This window comes from Providencia sp. UF-224, from assembly GCF_058245955.1.
The window spans coordinates 87023-104798 of the sequence record NZ_JBSICC010000003.1; the positions used below are offsets into that span (position 1 = coordinate 87023).

The 17776-nt window shown below is 42.7% G+C and carries 16 protein-coding genes; 6 read left to right on the forward strand and 10 right to left on the reverse strand.

Annotated features, from left to right (window positions below):
- Positions 1-47 precede the first annotated feature (47 nt).
- The 4 genes from AC4IFO_RS04430 (at position 48) to AC4IFO_RS04445 (ending at position 2580) form a co-directional block, all read left to right on the forward strand.
- On the forward strand, positions 48-524 hold the full coding sequence (locus AC4IFO_RS04430; RefSeq protein ID WP_219246953.1) for a PTS sugar transporter subunit IIA: 477 nt from the start codon (positions 48-50) through the stop codon (positions 522-524).
- A 14-nt stretch (positions 525-538) separates the two neighbouring features.
- Positions 539-1360: a Cof-type HAD-IIB family hydrolase gene (locus AC4IFO_RS04435; protein ID WP_490732182.1), complete on the forward strand. Its 822-nt coding sequence runs from the start codon at positions 539-541 to the stop codon at positions 1358-1360.
- Between the two features lie 4 nt (positions 1361-1364).
- On the forward strand, positions 1365-2012 hold the full coding sequence (locus tag AC4IFO_RS04440; protein WP_490732183.1) for a 3-keto-L-gulonate-6-phosphate decarboxylase UlaD: 648 nt from the start codon (positions 1365-1367) through the stop codon (positions 2010-2012).
- Between the two features lie 151 nt (positions 2013-2163).
- Positions 2164-2580, forward strand: coding sequence for a hypothetical protein (locus tag AC4IFO_RS04445; protein ID WP_490732184.1), 417 nt, complete (start codon positions 2164-2166; stop codon positions 2578-2580).
- Positions 2581-2662: 82 nt separating this feature from the next.
- Here AC4IFO_RS04445 and purL read toward each other — a convergent pair whose 3' ends face one another.
- Positions 2663-6550 carry a phosphoribosylformylglycinamidine synthase gene (gene purL, locus AC4IFO_RS04450; protein ID WP_490732185.1) on the reverse strand — a complete coding sequence of 1296 codons (3888 nt, stop codon included), beginning with the start codon at positions 6548-6550 and terminating at the stop codon, positions 2663-2665.
- 273 nt (positions 6551-6823) lie between these two features.
- On the opposite strand from purL, the gene mltF reads away from it, so the two are divergent.
- On the forward strand, positions 6824-8491 hold the full coding sequence (gene mltF, locus AC4IFO_RS04455) for a membrane-bound lytic murein transglycosylase MltF (protein WP_490732186.1): 1668 nt from the start codon (positions 6824-6826) through the stop codon (positions 8489-8491).
- A gap of 29 nt (positions 8492-8520) precedes the next feature.
- Here the strand turns inward: mltF and tadA are convergent, their stop codons facing one another.
- Together tadA and leuE are read right to left on the reverse strand one after the other, a co-directional pair.
- Positions 8521-9012, reverse strand: a complete 492-nt coding sequence (gene tadA, locus AC4IFO_RS04460; RefSeq protein ID WP_490732187.1) for a tRNA adenosine(34) deaminase TadA — start codon at positions 9010-9012, stop codon at positions 8521-8523.
- Between the two features lie 98 nt (positions 9013-9110).
- A complete protein-coding gene (gene leuE, locus AC4IFO_RS04465) occupies positions 9111-9755 on the reverse strand; it encodes a leucine efflux protein LeuE (protein WP_490732188.1) in 645 nt (214 codons plus the stop codon).
- Between the two features lie 532 nt (positions 9756-10287).
- Here leuE and AC4IFO_RS04470 point away from each other — a divergent pair.
- Positions 10288-10548, forward strand: a complete 261-nt coding sequence (locus AC4IFO_RS04470; protein WP_490732189.1) for a YfhL family 4Fe-4S dicluster ferredoxin — start codon at positions 10288-10290, stop codon at positions 10546-10548.
- Between the two features lie 76 nt (positions 10549-10624).
- Here AC4IFO_RS04470 and acpS read toward each other — a convergent pair whose 3' ends face one another.
- From acpS to lepA, 7 genes are all read right to left on the reverse strand, one after another.
- Positions 10625-11020, reverse strand: a complete 396-nt coding sequence (acpS, locus tag AC4IFO_RS04475) for a holo-ACP synthase (protein ID WP_490732190.1) — start codon at positions 11018-11020, stop codon at positions 10625-10627.
- Positions 11020-11751: a pyridoxine 5'-phosphate synthase gene (pdxJ, locus tag AC4IFO_RS04480; protein ID WP_490732191.1), complete on the reverse strand. Its 732-nt coding sequence runs from the start codon at positions 11749-11751 to the stop codon at positions 11020-11022. The genes acpS and pdxJ overlap by 1 nt, the downstream gene beginning before the upstream one ends.
- A 319-nt stretch (positions 11752-12070) precedes the next feature.
- A complete protein-coding gene (gene recO / locus AC4IFO_RS04485; protein WP_490732192.1) occupies positions 12071-12799 on the reverse strand; it encodes a DNA repair protein RecO in 729 nt (242 codons plus the stop codon).
- Positions 12800-12810: 11 nt separating this feature from the next.
- Positions 12811-13719: a GTPase Era gene (gene era / locus AC4IFO_RS04490; RefSeq protein ID WP_219246923.1), complete on the reverse strand. Its 909-nt coding sequence runs from the start codon at positions 13717-13719 to the stop codon at positions 12811-12813.
- On the reverse strand, positions 13716-14396 hold the full coding sequence (gene rnc / locus AC4IFO_RS04495; protein ID WP_206082511.1) for a ribonuclease III: 681 nt from the start codon (positions 14394-14396) through the stop codon (positions 13716-13718). The genes era and rnc overlap by 4 nt, the downstream gene beginning before the upstream one ends.
- A gap of 303 nt (positions 14397-14699) precedes the next feature.
- Positions 14700-15665, reverse strand: coding sequence for a signal peptidase I (lepB, locus tag AC4IFO_RS04500; RefSeq protein WP_353243423.1), 966 nt, complete (start codon positions 15663-15665; stop codon positions 14700-14702).
- Between the two features lie 17 nt (positions 15666-15682).
- Positions 15683-17479, reverse strand: coding sequence for a translation elongation factor 4 (lepA, locus tag AC4IFO_RS04505; RefSeq protein ID WP_490732422.1), 1797 nt, complete (start codon positions 17477-17479; stop codon positions 15683-15685).
- Positions 17480-17776 lie beyond the last annotated feature (297 nt).

Consider the following 17776-nt stretch of genomic DNA (forward strand, 5'->3'; position numbering starts at 1 on the left):
GCTACTGCGCATCTATCGAGGTAAATATCATCCAAGAGGAAGTCATAATGGGATTCAAACAATCATTAATCGACAACAATTCTATCCAACTCCATGCCAATGCAACAAATTGGCGTGATGCGATTAAAATTGGTACAGACATGCTAATTGCCTCTGGTGCCATCAAGCCCGATTATCATAACGCCATCATCAGCAGTGTCGAAAAACTGGGCCCGTATATCTGCATCGCCCCAAACTTGGCCTTACCCCACGCACGCCCTGAAGATGGCGTTATTCGCACCGCTTTTGCGTTGGTGACCTTAGAAAAACCCATTATTTTTGATGGGGAAGATGAGCCCGTCGACGTTTTAATTACACTTGCGGGTAGCTCTTCGGACGAACATATGGAAGGATTGATGGAGGTCACCCAAGTTCTTGATGATGAGGACAGCGAAACGGGTGTCGATCTTAACAAACTGCGCCAATGCCACACAGCCGACGATGTGTATCGCGTGATTGATGAGGCACTCGCGAAAAACGCTTAAAAGGATTAATTAATATGTATAAAGTGCTCGCATTAGATTTAGATGGGACGGTTCTGACGGCTCAACACACTATCCACCCAGAAGTGCGGTCTGCCATCCAAGACGCGGCAAAACATTGCCACGTGATGATTGTGACAGGTCGTCACCATACCGCTGCGCGCCCTTATTACGATGAACTGGGGTTAACCACACCCATTATTTGCTGCAATGGCACCTATATCTATGATTACCAAAATGAAAAGGTGCTAACACAAACCTCAATTGCTAAAGACGATGCCTTGGCCTTTATTGAATTGGCACAAAAAAACCAATTCAAACTGGTGCTGTATACCACCAATGAAATGACCTATTCAAAATCACAACCCATTGACTATATGAAAGATATGGAGCTGTGGGCGGCAGACCCAAGCCTTACACATCCCCCAAAAATCTACCGTATTGATTCATTTGAAGAACAGGTTCGTGATACCGATTACGTTTGGAAATTTGTCGTTGAAGGCGACCCGAATGCCATCGAGCAATTAATGGACGTCTCGTGGGTGAATGACAAATTCACGGCTGAACGTTCGTGGGTTAATCGCATTGATATCGCCTGTAAAGGTAACAACAAAGGCATGCGCTTAGCACAATACGTTAACCAGCTTGGTCTCAAGCCTGAGCAAGTGATTGCCGTTGGCGACAACCATAATGATATTTCCATGATCCAATACGCAGGGCTCGGTGTTGCTATGCCACATGCTGATGAGGCAGTCAAAGCACAAGCCAATGCTATCTGCGCCACTGATAACAATCACGACGGACTTGCCCGTTTGATACGAGAAAAAATTCAAGGATAAAACCATGACTAAACCGTTGATCCAAATCGCGTTAGACCAAACTAACTTACCTGCGGCACTAGATGTTGCTGAAAATGTGCACACTTTTGTTGATATCATTGAAGTGGGCACAATTTTAGCGTTTGCCGATGGCATGAATGCCGTGTCGACGTTACGCCAAAAATATCCAAATCACATTCTGGTTTGCGATATGAAAACCACTGACGGTGGCGCTATTTTGTCGAAAATGGCATTTGAGGCAGGGGCGGATTGGATCACGGTGTCAGCGGCGGCGCATATCGCTACTATTGCGGCCTGTAAAAAAGTGGCTGACGAATTTCAGCGTGAAATTCAAATTGAAATTTACGGCAATTGGACATTTGAAGATGCTAAAAATTGGGTAGATTTAGGCATTACTCAAGCTATTTACCATCGTTCTCGTGATGCCGAACTTGCGGGTATTGGCTGGACCAATGAAGATATCGAAAAAATGCGCAAATTATCTGATTTAGGGCTCGCATTATCCATTACAGGCGGTATTGTGCCTGAAGATATTCACCTATTTAATGGCATTAAAGCCAAAGCCTTTATTGCAGGGCGCGCCTTAGTGGGTGAAAAAGGCAAACAAACCGCAGAAGCATTACGTGAGCAAATTAATCGCTTCTGGAAATAAGCCCCAGATTTACGCCCTATCCGCTTTGCAGATAGGGCGCCATCTATTTAATCACCAATATCCCGCGCTTTACCCTGCTATTTTTTGCCTTTATCTTTTATTCTCAATGATAAAATTGAATCTATACCTCCTTTTAATAAGACATAATCAAATGAAAAAATTATTGATTGCCGCATTTGCTGTTTCTGCATTAACTTGGCAAGTTTCTGCTTCGGCACGTACAGACCAAGTGAAAATTCATGATGGTGGTGAAGTATCCTGTGAGCAATGTGGCAAAGGCGCTGCTGTTAGCTGGATTAGTGTGGGTGATGCGTACTTTGGTATTGGCTCACAAGTTCATGAAACTAACCGTTGGGCGCTGTTGCGTGAAGATGCCGGCATTTCTTGCCCTGCGGGTAAATGGTACTTTATTGATAAGAAAAATAAACGCTTAGAGTTAGAAGAAGCTACCGCAGTCGGTGCTGATTGCAATGAAATTGAAGCCGTTAAACTCACTGAAGTGGACGATGGGCTAAAAGTCAGCGTGAAAACTTACAATGGATTAAACCAAGAGTTTATCTTGAACTAATCATTCTATTTTTAAGCGATAAAAAAACAGGCCAGTGAGCAAATCAACTGGCCTGATGTTTATTCAATTAGCTTACTGATTATTAGCCTAATTGCTTGCGTGCATTACGGAAAATACGCATCCATGGGCTATCTTCCCCCCATGTTTCTGGGTGCCAAGAGTTGCTCACTGTACGGAAAACACGCTCTGGGTGCGGCATCATAATGGTTGCTCGGCCATCTTTTGATGTCACTGACGTAATACCATTAACTGAACCGTTCGGGTTCGCAGGGTATTGTTCCGTCACTTGCCCATAGTTGTTCACAAAACGCATAGCCACCAAGCCGTTATCTTCTAATTGCTGAAGATGTGCCCCGGCGCGAGTTTCCACTTGCCCTTCACCATGAGAGACCGCAATTGCCATACGAGAGCCCGCCATGTCTTGCAGTAATAATGATGGACTATTGGCGATTTCCACTAAGCTAAAGCGGGCTTCGAAACGCTCTGAACGGTTGCGGACAAAACGTGGCCAAAACTCTGCACCTGGGATCAGCTCATGCAAGTTAGACATCATCTGGCAACCGTTACATACACCCAGTGATAAAGTATCTGGGCGGTTAAAGAATGCTGCAAACTCGTCACGCACTTGGTTGTTGAACAAGATAGATTTCGCCCAACCTTCCCCTGCCCCCAATACATCACCGTAAGAGAAACCGCCACACGCCACCAGCGTTTGGAATTGCTCAAGAGATACGTTACCCGCCAGCAAATCGCTCATATGCACATCAACGGCATCAAAACCTGCACGATCAAAAGCTGCTGCCATCTCAACGTGGGAGTTAACCCCTTGCTCACGCAGCACGGCAACTTTCGGGCGTACACCGGATAAAATAAACGGCGCCGCAATATCATCTTCAATATCATAAGTTAGCTTAGCATTTAAGCCCGGGTCTTGGTTATCTTGCTTCAGCGTATGTTCTTCGTCTGCACACACTTCGTTATCACGCAAGCGCTGCATCTGCCATGTGGTTTCTGCCCACCATTGACGTAATAAACTGCGGGACTCGCGGTAAACTACCGTATCACGGCTATTGATGATCACGATATCGTCATGAATTGCTGAGCCTAAATAATGCACACAATTGGCTAAACCTGCCTCTGCAAAGCACGCTTCAACGTAATCTTTATCAGCGCCATTGATTTGAATGACTGCACCTAGCTCTTCGTTGAATAATGCAGCTAAAGTGTCTTCATCAAATGAACTGATGTCGACATTGATTCCGCAATGACCTGCAAATGCCATTTCCGCTAAAGTGACGAATAAACCACCGTCTGAGCGGTCATGGTAAGCCAGTAATTTTTGCTCAGATAACAGTTTTTGAATGGTATTGAAGAAGCCGAGTAAACGCTCAGGGCTATGGACATCAGGTGCTTTGTTGCCTAATTGACGGTAAACCTGCGCAAGGGCTGAACCGCCTAACGCGTTTTGACCTTCACCTAAGTCAATTAATAATAACGCGTTATCTTCTACCGTTTTTAATTCAGGCGTTACGGTTAAACGAACATCTTCAACGCGACCAAATGCGGTGATCACCAATGACAATGGCGAGGTCATTTCACGCTCTTCGCCATTTTGTTGCCAGCGGGTTTTCATCGACATGGAGTCTTTACCCACAGGGATCGTTAAACCTAATGCAGGACAAAGTTCTTCACCAACAGCTTTTACCGCTTCATATAACCCGGCATCTTCACCTGGGTGACCCGCAGCTGCCATCCAGTTTGCGGATAATTTCACACGTTTGAGGTCTTGCACGTAAGAACAGGCAAGGTTAGTCAGTGCTTCACCTACCGCCATACGCGCAGAAGCAGCAAAATCCACTAATGCCACTGGCGTTCTTTCACCAATTGACATGGACTCGCCGTAGTAGCTGTCTAAGCTTGCTGTTGTCACGGCGCAGTCAGCTACGGGGATTTGCCAAGGGCCGACCATTTGGTCGCGGGCAACCATCCCAGTTACCGTACGGTCACCAATGGTGATCAAGAAAGTTTTCTCTGCGACTGCGGGTAAATGTAAAACACGTTTAGCCGCTTCATTTAAATTGATGGCCGTTCTGTCTAATGCTTCAGGTTCTGCTTTAAGGGTTTTCACATCACGCAGCATTTTTGGCGTTTTACCCAGCAATACATCCAGTGGCATATCAATCGGTTGATTATCAAAATGCGCATCATTTAAGGTAAGATGACGTTCTTCTGTCGCTTCACCAATCACCGCAAATGGCGCACGTTCACGCTCACAAATCGCCGTAAATTCCGCCAGCTTCTCAGGTGCAACTGCCATCACATAACGTTCTTGGGATTCGTTACACCACACTTCTAATGGGCTCATGCCTGGTTCGTCGTTCAAAATTTTACGTAATTCGAAACGACCACCGCGACCACCATCGCTCACCAACTCTGGCATAGCATTGGATAAACCGCCTGCTCCCACATCGTGAATAAATAAAATTGGGTTATCGCCACCCAACTGCCAACATCTGTCGATCACCTCTTGGCAACGGCGCTCCATTTCAGCGTTATCCCGCTGAACTGACGCAAAATCGAGGTCTGCATCTGATTGACCTGATGCCATCGATGACGCAGCCCCACCACCTAAACCAATGTTCATTGATGGGCCACCTAGCACGATCAATTTCGCACCCACGGTGATCTCACCTTTTTGAACGTGATCCGCACGAATATTACCAATACCGCCCGCCAACATAATTGGCTTATGGTAACCTCGTAATTCTTCGCCATTGTGACTGTTCACTTTTTCTTCATAAGTACGGAAGTAACCCAATAATGCAGGGCGACCAAATTCGTTATTGAACGCAGCACCACCTAGAGGGCCTTCCATCATAATATCCAACGCATTCACAATGCGGTCTGGCTTGCCAAAATTCTCTTCCCAAGGCTGTTCAAAGCCAGGAATACGTAAGTTAGAAACGGAAAATCCCACTAAACCTGCTTTTGGTTTTGCGCCGCGCCCTGTCGCGCCTTCGTCACGAATTTCCCCACCTGAACCTGTCGCCGCACCCGGCCATGGCGAAATAGCCGTTGGGTGGTTATGGGTTTCCACTTTCATTAAAATGTGAGTGTCTTCTTGGTGATAGCGATACGTACGCCCTTCAGGCTCAGGGAAGAAGCGCCCCACCAAAGAGCCTTCCATCACGGCCGCGTTGTCTTTATAAGCCGATAACACGTGTTCTGGCGTTTTTTCGAAGGTGTTTTTAATCATCTTAAACAGCGATTTTGGCTGTTCTTCGCCATCAATGACCCAATCTGCGTTAAAAATCTTATGGCGGCAATGTTCGGAGTTCGCTTGCGCAAACATATATAATTCAACGTCTGTTGGGTTACGTTTTAAGCCTGTGAAGGCCGCTTGCAGATAGTCAATTTCGTCATCCGCCAGTGCTAAACCCATTTCTGTATTTGCGGTTGCCAGTGCTTCGCGCCCGCCATTGATGATATCAATGGTTTTCATTGGGGCAGGCTGTTGGTGCGCAAACAAAGCATCTGCTTGTTCAAAAGAAGAAAAAATTGTTTCCATCATGCGGTCATGTAACAGTGCAATCACTTCATGCCACTGCGTTTGCGTTAATGCATCCCCCTGAACGTAGTAGGCAATACCGCGTTCAATGCGTTTAACTTGGCTAAGGCCACAGTTGTGAGCAATATCCGTTGCTTTAGATGACCAAGGAGAAATTGTACCCGGACGTGGAGTGACTAAAATCAGCTTACCGAAAGGGTCATGCTCTGTCAGAGAAGGACCATATTTTAACAAACTGCTCAGTTTGCCTTGCTCACTGTCACTTAACGGCGCTGATAAATCAGCAAAGTGCATATATTCAGCATAGATATCTGTTACAGGCAGTTGTTTTTCTGCAAACAACGCCAAAAGGCGGGTAATACGAAATGCTGATAGAGCAGGTGAACCACGCAAAATTTCCATAGTCTTAATTTCTCTCTTTTAAACGCCAGCCCTGAACATGAAAGCAGGGAAACCGGTGCCCATTATAGAGCAATGTTCATCAATACGAAACCGTTTGCGTGATTAAAAATAAAGCGATTAGTTAAATATTATTCTGTGCTAAATACGATAATATAGGTTGCACCGATCATAATTGTTGAGCAAAATACCCAACCACTGGAATTATAACCATTACTTAGCCATACTCTTTTTTAGACACCACACAACACCAGAGATTGCACGAGAAATTATTATTTGAATAACTTAAAAGTTAACTACTTAATCATCGTGGTTATCGCGCTACTGGCTTCAATGGTCATCGGCTTTAATATCCGCTGGCCCAATACGCAAGATTCACAAATTAATAAAATACTGTCACAAGGTGAATTACGTATTAGTGCCGTCAGCTCGCCACTTATCTATATAGATGAGCAAAAACAGCTTCGTGGTTTTGACTACGAACTTGCTCAAGGCTTTGCTTCGTACCTAGGAGTCAAACTTAAAATCACTATCCGCCCAACATTCGAGCAAATATTTGATGACCTCGAAAATGGTGATGCTGACATCGCTGTTGCTGGGCTTTTGTATAATAAAGACCGATTAACTAAGACAAAAACAGGCCCAAGTTACCTGACGGTAACTCAACAATTGGTCTATCGTAAAGGTTCAACACGGCCGAAATCATTTAATGACATCAACGGTAAGCTGCTTGTCACCTCTGGAACTGCCCACGCGAGTACCTTAAAAGAGCTCGCCAAAGAATATCCAAATTTAAAATGGGAAGAGACATCTAAATACAATACCAATCAAATCCTTGAAATGCTTGCTGATGGTGAAATCGACTATACCCTTGAAGACTCCATTGCGGTTGCATTACAACAGCGCATTCACCCACAAATCGCTGTCGCCTTTGATTTACTCGATGATCACGCGGTCACGTGGTATATGCGTCGTGGTGATGAAAACAGCTTAGATGCTGCCCTGCTTGATTTTTTCAATCAAGGCAATGAAACGGAGCTATTAGCGCGCTTAAATGAAAAATATTTTAGCCATGTAGAATCGTTCGATTATTTCGATACGATGGCATTTATTAAGGCAATAGATAATAAGCTACCTGAATATCAGCCGTTATTTGAAAAATACGCTGAAGTTATTGATTGGAAACTTCTCGCTGCGATTGCATGGCAAGAGTCTCATTGGGACCCCCTTGCGACTTCACCAACGGGTGTTCGGGGCTTAATGATGCTAACAAAACCGACGGCAGCTACCATGGGTATCGCTGACAGGTTAGATGCGGAAGAAAGCATTAAAGGTGGCGCCGCGTATATTGCTTATATCATGGAAAGATTGCCAGAAACTATCGCGGAAGATGACCGCATTTGGTTTGCACTTTCTGCTTATAATATGGGCTATGGGCATATGTTGGATGTGCGAAAACTCACTCAGATGCTTGGTGGTGACCCCGATAGGTGGCTCGATGTGAAAGCACGCCTTCCACTGTTAACTCAGAAAAAATATTACTCACAGCTCACTTATGGTTATGCGCGCGGCCATGAGGCTTATCGTTATGTGGAAAATATTCGGCGATATCATCAAAGCCTGGTGGGGTATCTTCAAAGTCAAGAACGTAAGCAACATGCACTCGATATCGCCCAGCAGTCTTTAACTTATTTAATTTTGCCTGAGAATTTAAAAACCGATGGGTCAAAAGCAATTGAAAATCAATCTCCCATCCCTGAAAAAGACAATGTTAGTCATTTAAGCGAATTGAACTCATCAAGGCTACCTCAAAATAGCAGTGAAGAGGTCAAAACGTCACTTGGCCAATACCTTATTTCATTGCATCCAGACTTACAAGATACTGAATTAGGTCAAAAGCCTGCATCAATTTCCCCGCTTAAAGTGCCTGATACTGCACCTTAATCAGCACGCATAAATCAACTCACAAAGCGCTAATTTTGTTGGCGCTTTTGTTCTTTTTTCTGTGCTCTGCGCATTTTAAAAAAAGCACTCAGCATTGAAGAACACGCGTCTTCTAAAATTCCGCCAGTGACTTCCACATAGTGGTTTAGCCCTGCTTGTTCCATGATATTGATGTAAGAACCACAAGCCCCTGTTTTGAAGTCTTTTGCGCCATAGACAACACGACCAATACGGCTATGGATCATCGCGCCAGCGCACATTATGCAAGGCTCTAAAGTGACATACAACGTGGTATCAAGCAGACGGTAATTGCTCAACGTTTGCCCTGCTTGTTGCAAAGCCATAATTTCTGCATGAGCAGTCGGGTTATGGTCGATAATCGAACGATTCCAACCAGAGGCAATTAACTGATTATCTTTAACTAACAATGCACCAACTGGGATCTCGCCAACATCTTGCGCTTTCAATGCAAGTTCAAGGGCTTGCTTCATCCAATATTCATCAATTTCTATTTGTGTCACTCTTACCTCTGGACAATTAACTCGAAAGCTAATTATTACCAAATGTCAGAGTGACTGCAATTTTAAATCTTAGTCAGGTGGTTAATTCACCTTACACACTAATTACTCAATGCAAGTTTTGCGGCAAAGCCCATAAAGAAAGCCCCAACGGTACAATTTCCCAATTTTGCGAGAATTTTTTTCTCACGTAAAAACTTAGCAATTAAATAACCACTAAAAATCAGTATGCTTAAATATAAAAAGCTGACTAACTCTAAGATTGTAGCCAACACAAGGTATGGCACCCATGCATTTGCATAGTTAAAATCAACAAACTGAATAAAAAACGAAATATAAAACAAAATCGCTTTTGGATTTGTCAGACTTAACACCAAAGCACGCACAAAATGATTTTCTGATTTAGTTGCCACAGCAGCCTCTTCACTCTCACCCTGTGACTTGCGCTTTAATGTGCCATATAAAATTTTACAGCCTAGATATAAAAGATAAGCCGCGCCAAGATAGCGAACAATCATAAAAAGGGTTGGTGAAGCTTTAATCACGGATGCTACGCCGATAAAGGATAAAAAAATCAATATAGCATCACCGGCAAAGACCCCAAGCGCAGCTCGATAGCCATACCGAGCACCACTAGAGGTACTCGTTTTAAGCACATAAATTGAGTTAGGCCCTGGCACAATAATAATGAAGACTAACCCAGCAAGGTAAGTCCAGAAGTTAAGAACCCCGAGATTTTCGAACATGTTTACGTTCCTTTATATTTTTTTATTATTACTACCATAGATTCAGCTATTTGTGAATAATATCTAAATTTGATTTTTCATATAAAAAACAACATGTTAAATAAAACCCAAAAGGATACCACTTTAATTCATTTAACCACAGAATTTATAAAATGAAATTTCTTTCAAAAGAGATAATTATAAAAATCTTTTTTGATAGTCGAGTAAACTTAAATACAATTTCAGTACAGCGTCTAATTACATCACGATTTTTATAATCTCTTGTTATCATGATATTAATCATGGATGAAATCGAGTATTGGTGTAATTTATTCGACTCCGCAGCTCAGGACGTTTAAAATAGACTTATTACTACGGAACCTAAACACACCGACTAATACATCGTTTACATGTAAAATGTAGTGGTTCTGTATTACAACCTTCTGCTTTTCAATACGAAATATAGCTTAAGTAAAATCTAAACTGGAAGTAACGAATAGGTGCAAGATATAAGTTACTGATTATTAACTTAATTGAATGCAAGTTATTATAAATGGCACTGTTAATTACCAAAAAATGTATCAATTGCGATATGTGCGAACCCGAATGCCCTAATGACGCAATTTTTATGGGCGCTGAAATTTATGAAATCGACGCAAAACTATGTACCGAATGCGTTGGTCACTATGATAAACCGACATGCCAGTCAGTTTGCCCTATAACAAACACCATCATTACTGATCCTCAGCATATTGAAACTGAAGAACAATTGTGGGATAAGTTCGTCGCAATACACCACGCTGATAAAATTTAGGCTTATCGCCCACCCACACTTCATTTTGATTCTTAACGCTGCCAGATATAGCACTGACAGCGTTATGCCTTACCCGTTAGGCAGACTCGCCAAGGCGTTCTATGATCACCGTCGCTGACGCATAATGTCGCTCATCAGTGATAGAGACATGGAAACAGGTTGCATTCAAACTGTTAGCTAGCTTTAATGCTTCGCCCTTTAAATGCAGCAATGGCTTACCTAGTTCATCATTTGTCACTTCAAATTGGTTAAAAGCCAGACCATTACGGATCCCCGTCCCTAACGCTTTAGCGGCGGCTTCTTTAACTGCAAAGCGTTTTGCCAAAAAACGAGCTGGTTTTGCTTGCTGTTGATATTGCAAAAACTCTTTTTCAGTCAAAATTCGCTTTGCTAAGCTATCGCCAGTGCGTTCAATAACCGACTCAATGCGTGTTATTTCGACGATATCCGTTCCTAACCCAACAATTGCCATTATTTGCGCGCTTCTAACATGATTTTTTTCATATCGGCAACCGCCTGTGCCAATCCACTAAATAGAGCACGACCAATAATTGCATGACCAATATTTAGCTCATAAATTTCAGGCAACTGCGCAATGCGCTGAACGTTATGGTAAGTCAAACCATGCCCTGCATTGACCTTGATACCTTTACCCGCAGCGTAAGTGACGCCATCGCGAATACGGCGAAACTCTAACTCTTGTTCCTGTTCCGTTTTGGCATCCGCATATGTCCCTGTATGGATTTCAATAAATGGAGCCCCACATTCCTGTGCAGCATCAATTTGTGCATGGTCAGCATCAATAAAGAGAGAGACTAAGATACCTGCTTCCGTTAAGCGCTTCACTGCATCTGCCACTTTTTGCTTTTGACCTGCAACATCCAAGCCCCCTTCAGTGGTGACTTCCTCACGCTTCTCCGGCACAAGGCAACAAAATGCAGGTTTAATTCGACACGCAATATCAACCATTTCCTCTGTCACTGCCATTTCAAGGTTCATGCGCGTTTGTATTGTTTCGTTGAGTAGCGCAACATCCCTATCCGTAATATGACGGCGGTCCTCACGTAAATGTACGGTGATACCATCTGCGCCTGCTTGTTCAGCAACAAATGCGGCCTGTACAGGGTCGGGATACTGTGTTCCTCTTGCATTTCTGACTGTCGCAATGTGGTCAATATTAACGCCTAATAAAAGCTCTGCCATTTTATACTCCCTTCAATAAACGGTAACCGATATTTCAATGCCACTATCCTACTGTAATTTTCAAGGTTCGGGGAATAAATCTCATATCATTCGAGGCAAATTCCAAAACAGCTAGGTTATTGCATGTAAGGGATAAAATTTTTGCGAAGCGCTTCGTAAACTTTATGATGAGGCGCAAAACTTAGTGGTTTAACACCATAAAATTAGGTACAACAAACACAGTTGAACGCGATAAGTTAGAAAGGATAAGCAGGAAAACATAAAAAGGACTCAAACAAAACATAGCAGCTAATATATAAATAAAATCAATAATGAAAGATTAGTTTGATTTGTTTGAAGTGGCGGGTGAAACAGTAAATTGCCTAAACAACTCTCTGCTTTTTAGTGGTTTACCACCTAAATAAGGTTTTAACGCGATGCGAGTGAAACGCTTAGCGGCCTTTAAGGTGTCAGCATCAGGGAAATCACGACTTGCGAGTGCTTTTAGTTGTTTGCCCGTAAAACTGAGTTGGTCAACAACTAAACTGCCTATAAAGCCTTTTTCCTCTCGGTAACGGTACGTCATTGTGTCAGAAACAGCTTCCCCGCTACCTGCACAATGTAAGAAGTCAACGCCATAACCCAGGTAAGATAGCAACGCCAGCTCAAACTGACGTAAGGCAAACTCAGGAGTACGCTCGCTCGCAGCTAGGACTTGTAAGCATGAAAGGTAATCAAAAAATAGCGCGGAATACGGCGTCCCAAACTCAAGTACACGTGCGGTTAATTCATTAAGATACAGACCGCTATAAAGGACAGTTCCACTCAGAGGAAGTGCCAACGAAACAGGGTCAGCATTGATTAGAGTTTTGATTTCACCTTTGCCGCTCCAACGGATTAGCAAAGGTGTGAAAGGCTGTAAACAGCCTCTTAAAGGAGAGCGATTTCGGCGGGCACCTTTAGCCAGTAAGCGAATTTTCCCTTCACCTTCAGTGAAGAAATCAAGTAACAAACTTGTTTCACTGTAAGGCCTTGAATGGAGTACAAACGCGCGTTGCCAACCACTCACTTCGCCACCTACTATTTTAGATCGTCAACATAACCCAGACTGCGTAATGCTCTTTCGTCATCCGCCCAGCCTGATTTAACTTTAACCCAAAGCTCGAGGTGAACTTTGTTATCAAACATGCGTTCCATGTCAATACGAGCTTCCGTACCGATGGTTTTCAGTTTGCTACCTTTGTTACCAATGACCATTTTCTTCTGGCCTTCGCGTTCAACAAGAATTAAGCCATTGATATGGTAAATACCCGTTTCAGTAACTTTAAATTGTTCAATTTCAACAGTAACGGAGTAAGGTAGTTCATCACCCAAGAAGCGCATTAACTTCTCACGGATCATTTCTGACGCCATAAAACGCTGAGAACGATCTGTAATATAGTCTTCCGGGAAGTGATGTGCTGCTTCCGGAATATGTTGCTTCACAATTTTAGCGATAGTATCCACGCCAGTGCCTTTTTCTGCACTGATTGGCACAACGTCTAAAAAATTCATTTTTTGGCTAATCGCGCCAATATGTGGCAATAAAACCGTTTTATCCGTCACGTTATCAATCTTATTGATAGCTAAAATGACAGGGCAACGTAAGCTTGATAACTTAGTCAGCACCATTTCATCGTCAGCGGTCCAGTTAGTACCTTCGACAACAAAAATAACCAGTTCAACATCACCGATCGAGCTTGATGCCGCACGGTTCATTAAACGGTTAATCGCACGTTTTTCTTCAATATGTAATCCTGGGGTATCAACATAGATAATTTGGTAATTATCTTCTGTGTGGATCCCCATAATACGATGGCGAGTCGTCTGTGGCTTTCTCGATGTAATCGAGACTTTTTGCCCCAGTAATTGATTTAATAATGTCGATTTACCGACATTCGGCCGTCCAACTATGGCAACGAAACCACAGTGGGATTGTAATTCACTCATTCAAGCTCCAAAATTTTCAATGCTTGCTCTGCTGCGGCTTGCTCTGCTTTACGACGACTTGAACCAACACCATGGATGGGTTGTTCGATGCCACTCACTTGGCAGTGGATCGTAAACTCCTGATCATGAGCCTCACCTTTTACTTGAACTACTAAATAGTTCGGTAATGGTAAGTGACGCCCTTGCAGATATTCTTGTAACCGTGTTTTCGGGTCTTTTTGTTTATCACCCGGACTAATTTCAATTAGTCGGCTTTGATACCAATCTAAAATAATTCTTTCGATCGTCTGAATATCGCTGTCTAAGAAAATACCGCCAATCAGCGCTTCTACTGTATCGGCAAGAATAGATTCTCGGCGAAATCCACCACTTTTTAATTCCCCCGGACCTAAGCGTAAACATTCACCGAGTTCAAACTCACGAGCAATTTCTGCCAATGTATTCCCACGAACGAGTGTTGCACGCATCCGGCTCATATCACCCTCGTCCACTTTTGGAAAACGATGATAGAGGTCATTTGCAATCACAAAACTTAAAATTGAATCCCCTAAAAACTCTAGGCGTTCATTATGTTTGCTACTTGCGCTTCTGTGTGTTAACGCCTGAATCAACAAATCATGTTGTTTGAATTGATAACCAAGCTTACGTTGTAATCTTTCTACTAAAGAGGGGTTCATGTGCGCCCAACCATTTTTATTTGATAAAAAAGCACACGCAACAGACCTGTAAAATAGTCTATTTTACAAAACTGTTGCGTTTGCACTGACTCCTTATCTACCCACATTTTTTGCAGCTCAGTAAAACTAATGATTTAAACTTTATTAGTTACAATGAGTTATAAAAGAAAGGAGTTATAATTGGGGAGCCAATAATATTAAGTAAATTATATTGTACACTGGGTAAAATAATAATGCTTCGGTTAATGCGGATTTTCAAATGAAAACCCGCACCTTCACTGCTGGCATATCCAATCTATGGAATTATAGTGGACCAATTCGACTAAAGCGAATGCCTGTTGGCCATTCGTTTTCTTGCTTATCGAGGCTTAACCAAATAAACACAGCTCGACCAACTAAATTTTGCTCCGGTACAAAGCCCCACATACGGCTATCAGAACTATTATCCCGGTTATCACCCATCATAAAATATTGTTTTTCAGGAACAATCCATTCGTTTAATGGCATACCTGGTTGTATATATTTTGCTTCAGTGATTGCTTGACGAATAATTAGGATTTGGTGTTCAACCGTACCTAATTTTTCGCTACGCTCATATTGTCTCAGTGCATTACGTGGTAATTCTTGATCCAATGGAACTTCATAGTTCCCTTTTTGGCTATCAACAACCGATGCAACGTCAAAAAACATTGTCCATTCACTCGGGTCCAATGGCCCATAAGTAATTGGTAAGTTTTCTGTGCATTTGTTATCAGCACAATTTGGGTAAATCGTCAGTTCTTTCGCATCCGGGTTATAAACAATTTTATCGCCCGGGAGGCCAATTACACGTTTAACAAAATCGACATTGGGGTCACGCGGGTATTTAAATACCGCAATATCACCACGTTTTGGTTTACCTGTTTCTATCAAGGTCGTTTGTGTAATAGGGTCTTTTAAACCATAAGCAAACTTCTCAACCAACATAAAGTCACCAACTAATAGCGTTGGCATCATTGACCCAGATGGTATTTGAAATGGCTCATAAATAAATGAGCGTACAATCAGTACAATAGCTAGAACAGGGAAAATAGATGTTCCTGTTTCTAGCCATGAAGGGCGGCGGACAGCATTCGCTACATCCGCCTCACTCACTGCACCATTTGTTGCATCCTGTAACTGCTTAAGTTTTGCTTTGCGCGCAGGCGCAAATTTAAACTTATCTAAACACCAAATAATCCCAGTGATTAAGGTTGCCAGTGTTAGGATCAAGGCAAAGGTGTTAGCCATTGAGACTCCTTGTAAACTTAGTTGTCTTTACCAACGTGCAATATAGCAAGGAACGCTTCTTGTGGTAGCTCAACGTTACCCACTTGTTTCATACGTTTCTTACCATCCTTTTGCTTCTGTAGCAGTTTCTTCTTACGGCTAACGTCACCACCATAACATTTGGCAAGTACGTTTTTACGCAGCTGTTTAACTGTAGAACGAGCAATAATATGGTTACCAATCGCGGCTTGAATCGCAATATCAAACTGCTGGCGCGGGATCAGTTCTTTCATTTTTTCAACTAACTCACGGCCTCGGTATTGTGAATTTGCACGGTGCGTAATTAACGCTAATGCATCAACACGTTCGTTATTGATAAGCACATCAACCCTAACCATATCTGATGGTTGGAAGCGTTTAAATGCATAATCCAATGAAGCATAACCACGAGATGTCGATTTCAAACGGTCAAAGAAATCCAGTACCACTTCAGACATTGGAATTTCATAAGTTAATGAAACTTGATTACCATGATAGACCATATTGGTTTGAACGCCACGTTTCTCAATACAAAGCGTAATCACGTTACCTAAGTATTCTTTAGGCATTAACATGTGGCACTCAGCGATTGGCTCACGCAGCTCTTCAATATTGTTTAATGCAGGCAGTTTTGATGGGCTATCTACATAAACAATTTCACCATTGGTCTGCTGAACTTCATACACTACCGTTGGTGCCGTGGTAATCAGGTCAAGATCGTATTCACGCTCTAAACGCTCTTGGATGATTTCCATGTGCAGTAAGCCAAGGAAACCACAACGGAAACCAAAACCTAAGGCAGTTGATGTTTCTGGCTCATAGAATAACGAAGCATCGTTTAAGCTAAGTTTACCCAGCGCATCACGGAAACCTTCGTAATCATCGGAACTCACAGGGAACAGACCGGCATAAACCTGTGGTTTGACTTTTTTAAAGCCCGGAAGTGCTTTTTCCGCAGGGTTACGAGCACCTGTTAAGGTATCCCCCACTGGCGCACCGGTGATGTCTTTAATCGCACAGACTAACCAGCCCACTTCGCCACAACTAAGTACATCACGGTCAACTTGTTTTGGTGTAAAAATACCAAGGCGGTCGGCGTTATAAACCTGCCCTGTACTCATGACTTTAACTTTGTCGCCTTTTTTCAGTGAACCGTTTTTAATCCGGATCAATGAAACAACGCCTAAGTAGTTATCAAACCACGAGTCAATAATCAACGCTTGTAGAGGTGCATCCACATCACCAACAGGCGGTGGGATCTCTTTAACAAGACGTTCAATCACGTCCTGAACACCAATACCGGTTTTTGCAGAACAGCGAACTGCATCGTGGGCATCAAGACCAACGATGTCTTCAATCTCATCAGCGACACGTTCTGGGTCTGCCGCAGGTAAGTCAATCTTGTTTAAAACAGGAACGACTTCTAAATCCATTTCAATCGCGGTATAGCAGTTAGCGAGTGTTTGTGCTTCAACACCTTGCCCTGCATCGACAACTAAAAGCGCCCCTTCACACGCGGCAAGAGAACGCGAAACTTCATAAGAGAAGTCAACGTGGCCAGGAGTATCGATAAAGTTTAGTTGGTAGGTTTCACCATCAGAAGCTTTATAATCAAGCGTAACGCTCTGTGCTTTGATGGTAATCCCACGCTCACGTTCCAGATCCATTGAGTCTAGAACTTGCGCTGCCATTTCGCGATCCGTTAAACCACCACAAATCTGAATAATGCGGTCAGATAATGTGGACTTGCCATGGTCGATATGAGCAATGATAGAAAAGTTTCTTATATTATTGATTTTCAAGGTAATATCTTCTTTTAAATTGCCTTACAAAATCAGCTTTGTGCAAATATCGCGACAAAACTAAAATGCTATGATTATCACAAGATTGTTAATTAGCAGCATTTTACATATAAGACCCCGCTAACACAAAGATTCAATGTAAAACAACTGTAAACTTGCCAAAGGTTAATGAGTTAGAACACTAATTTAGCGCTAATTTAACCCTCAAAATACTCATTTATTACGAACAATAACGAGTTTCTTTTGATTCTTATCTCAAAAGAGACAGAAAAATCAATTAATTGGTTATTA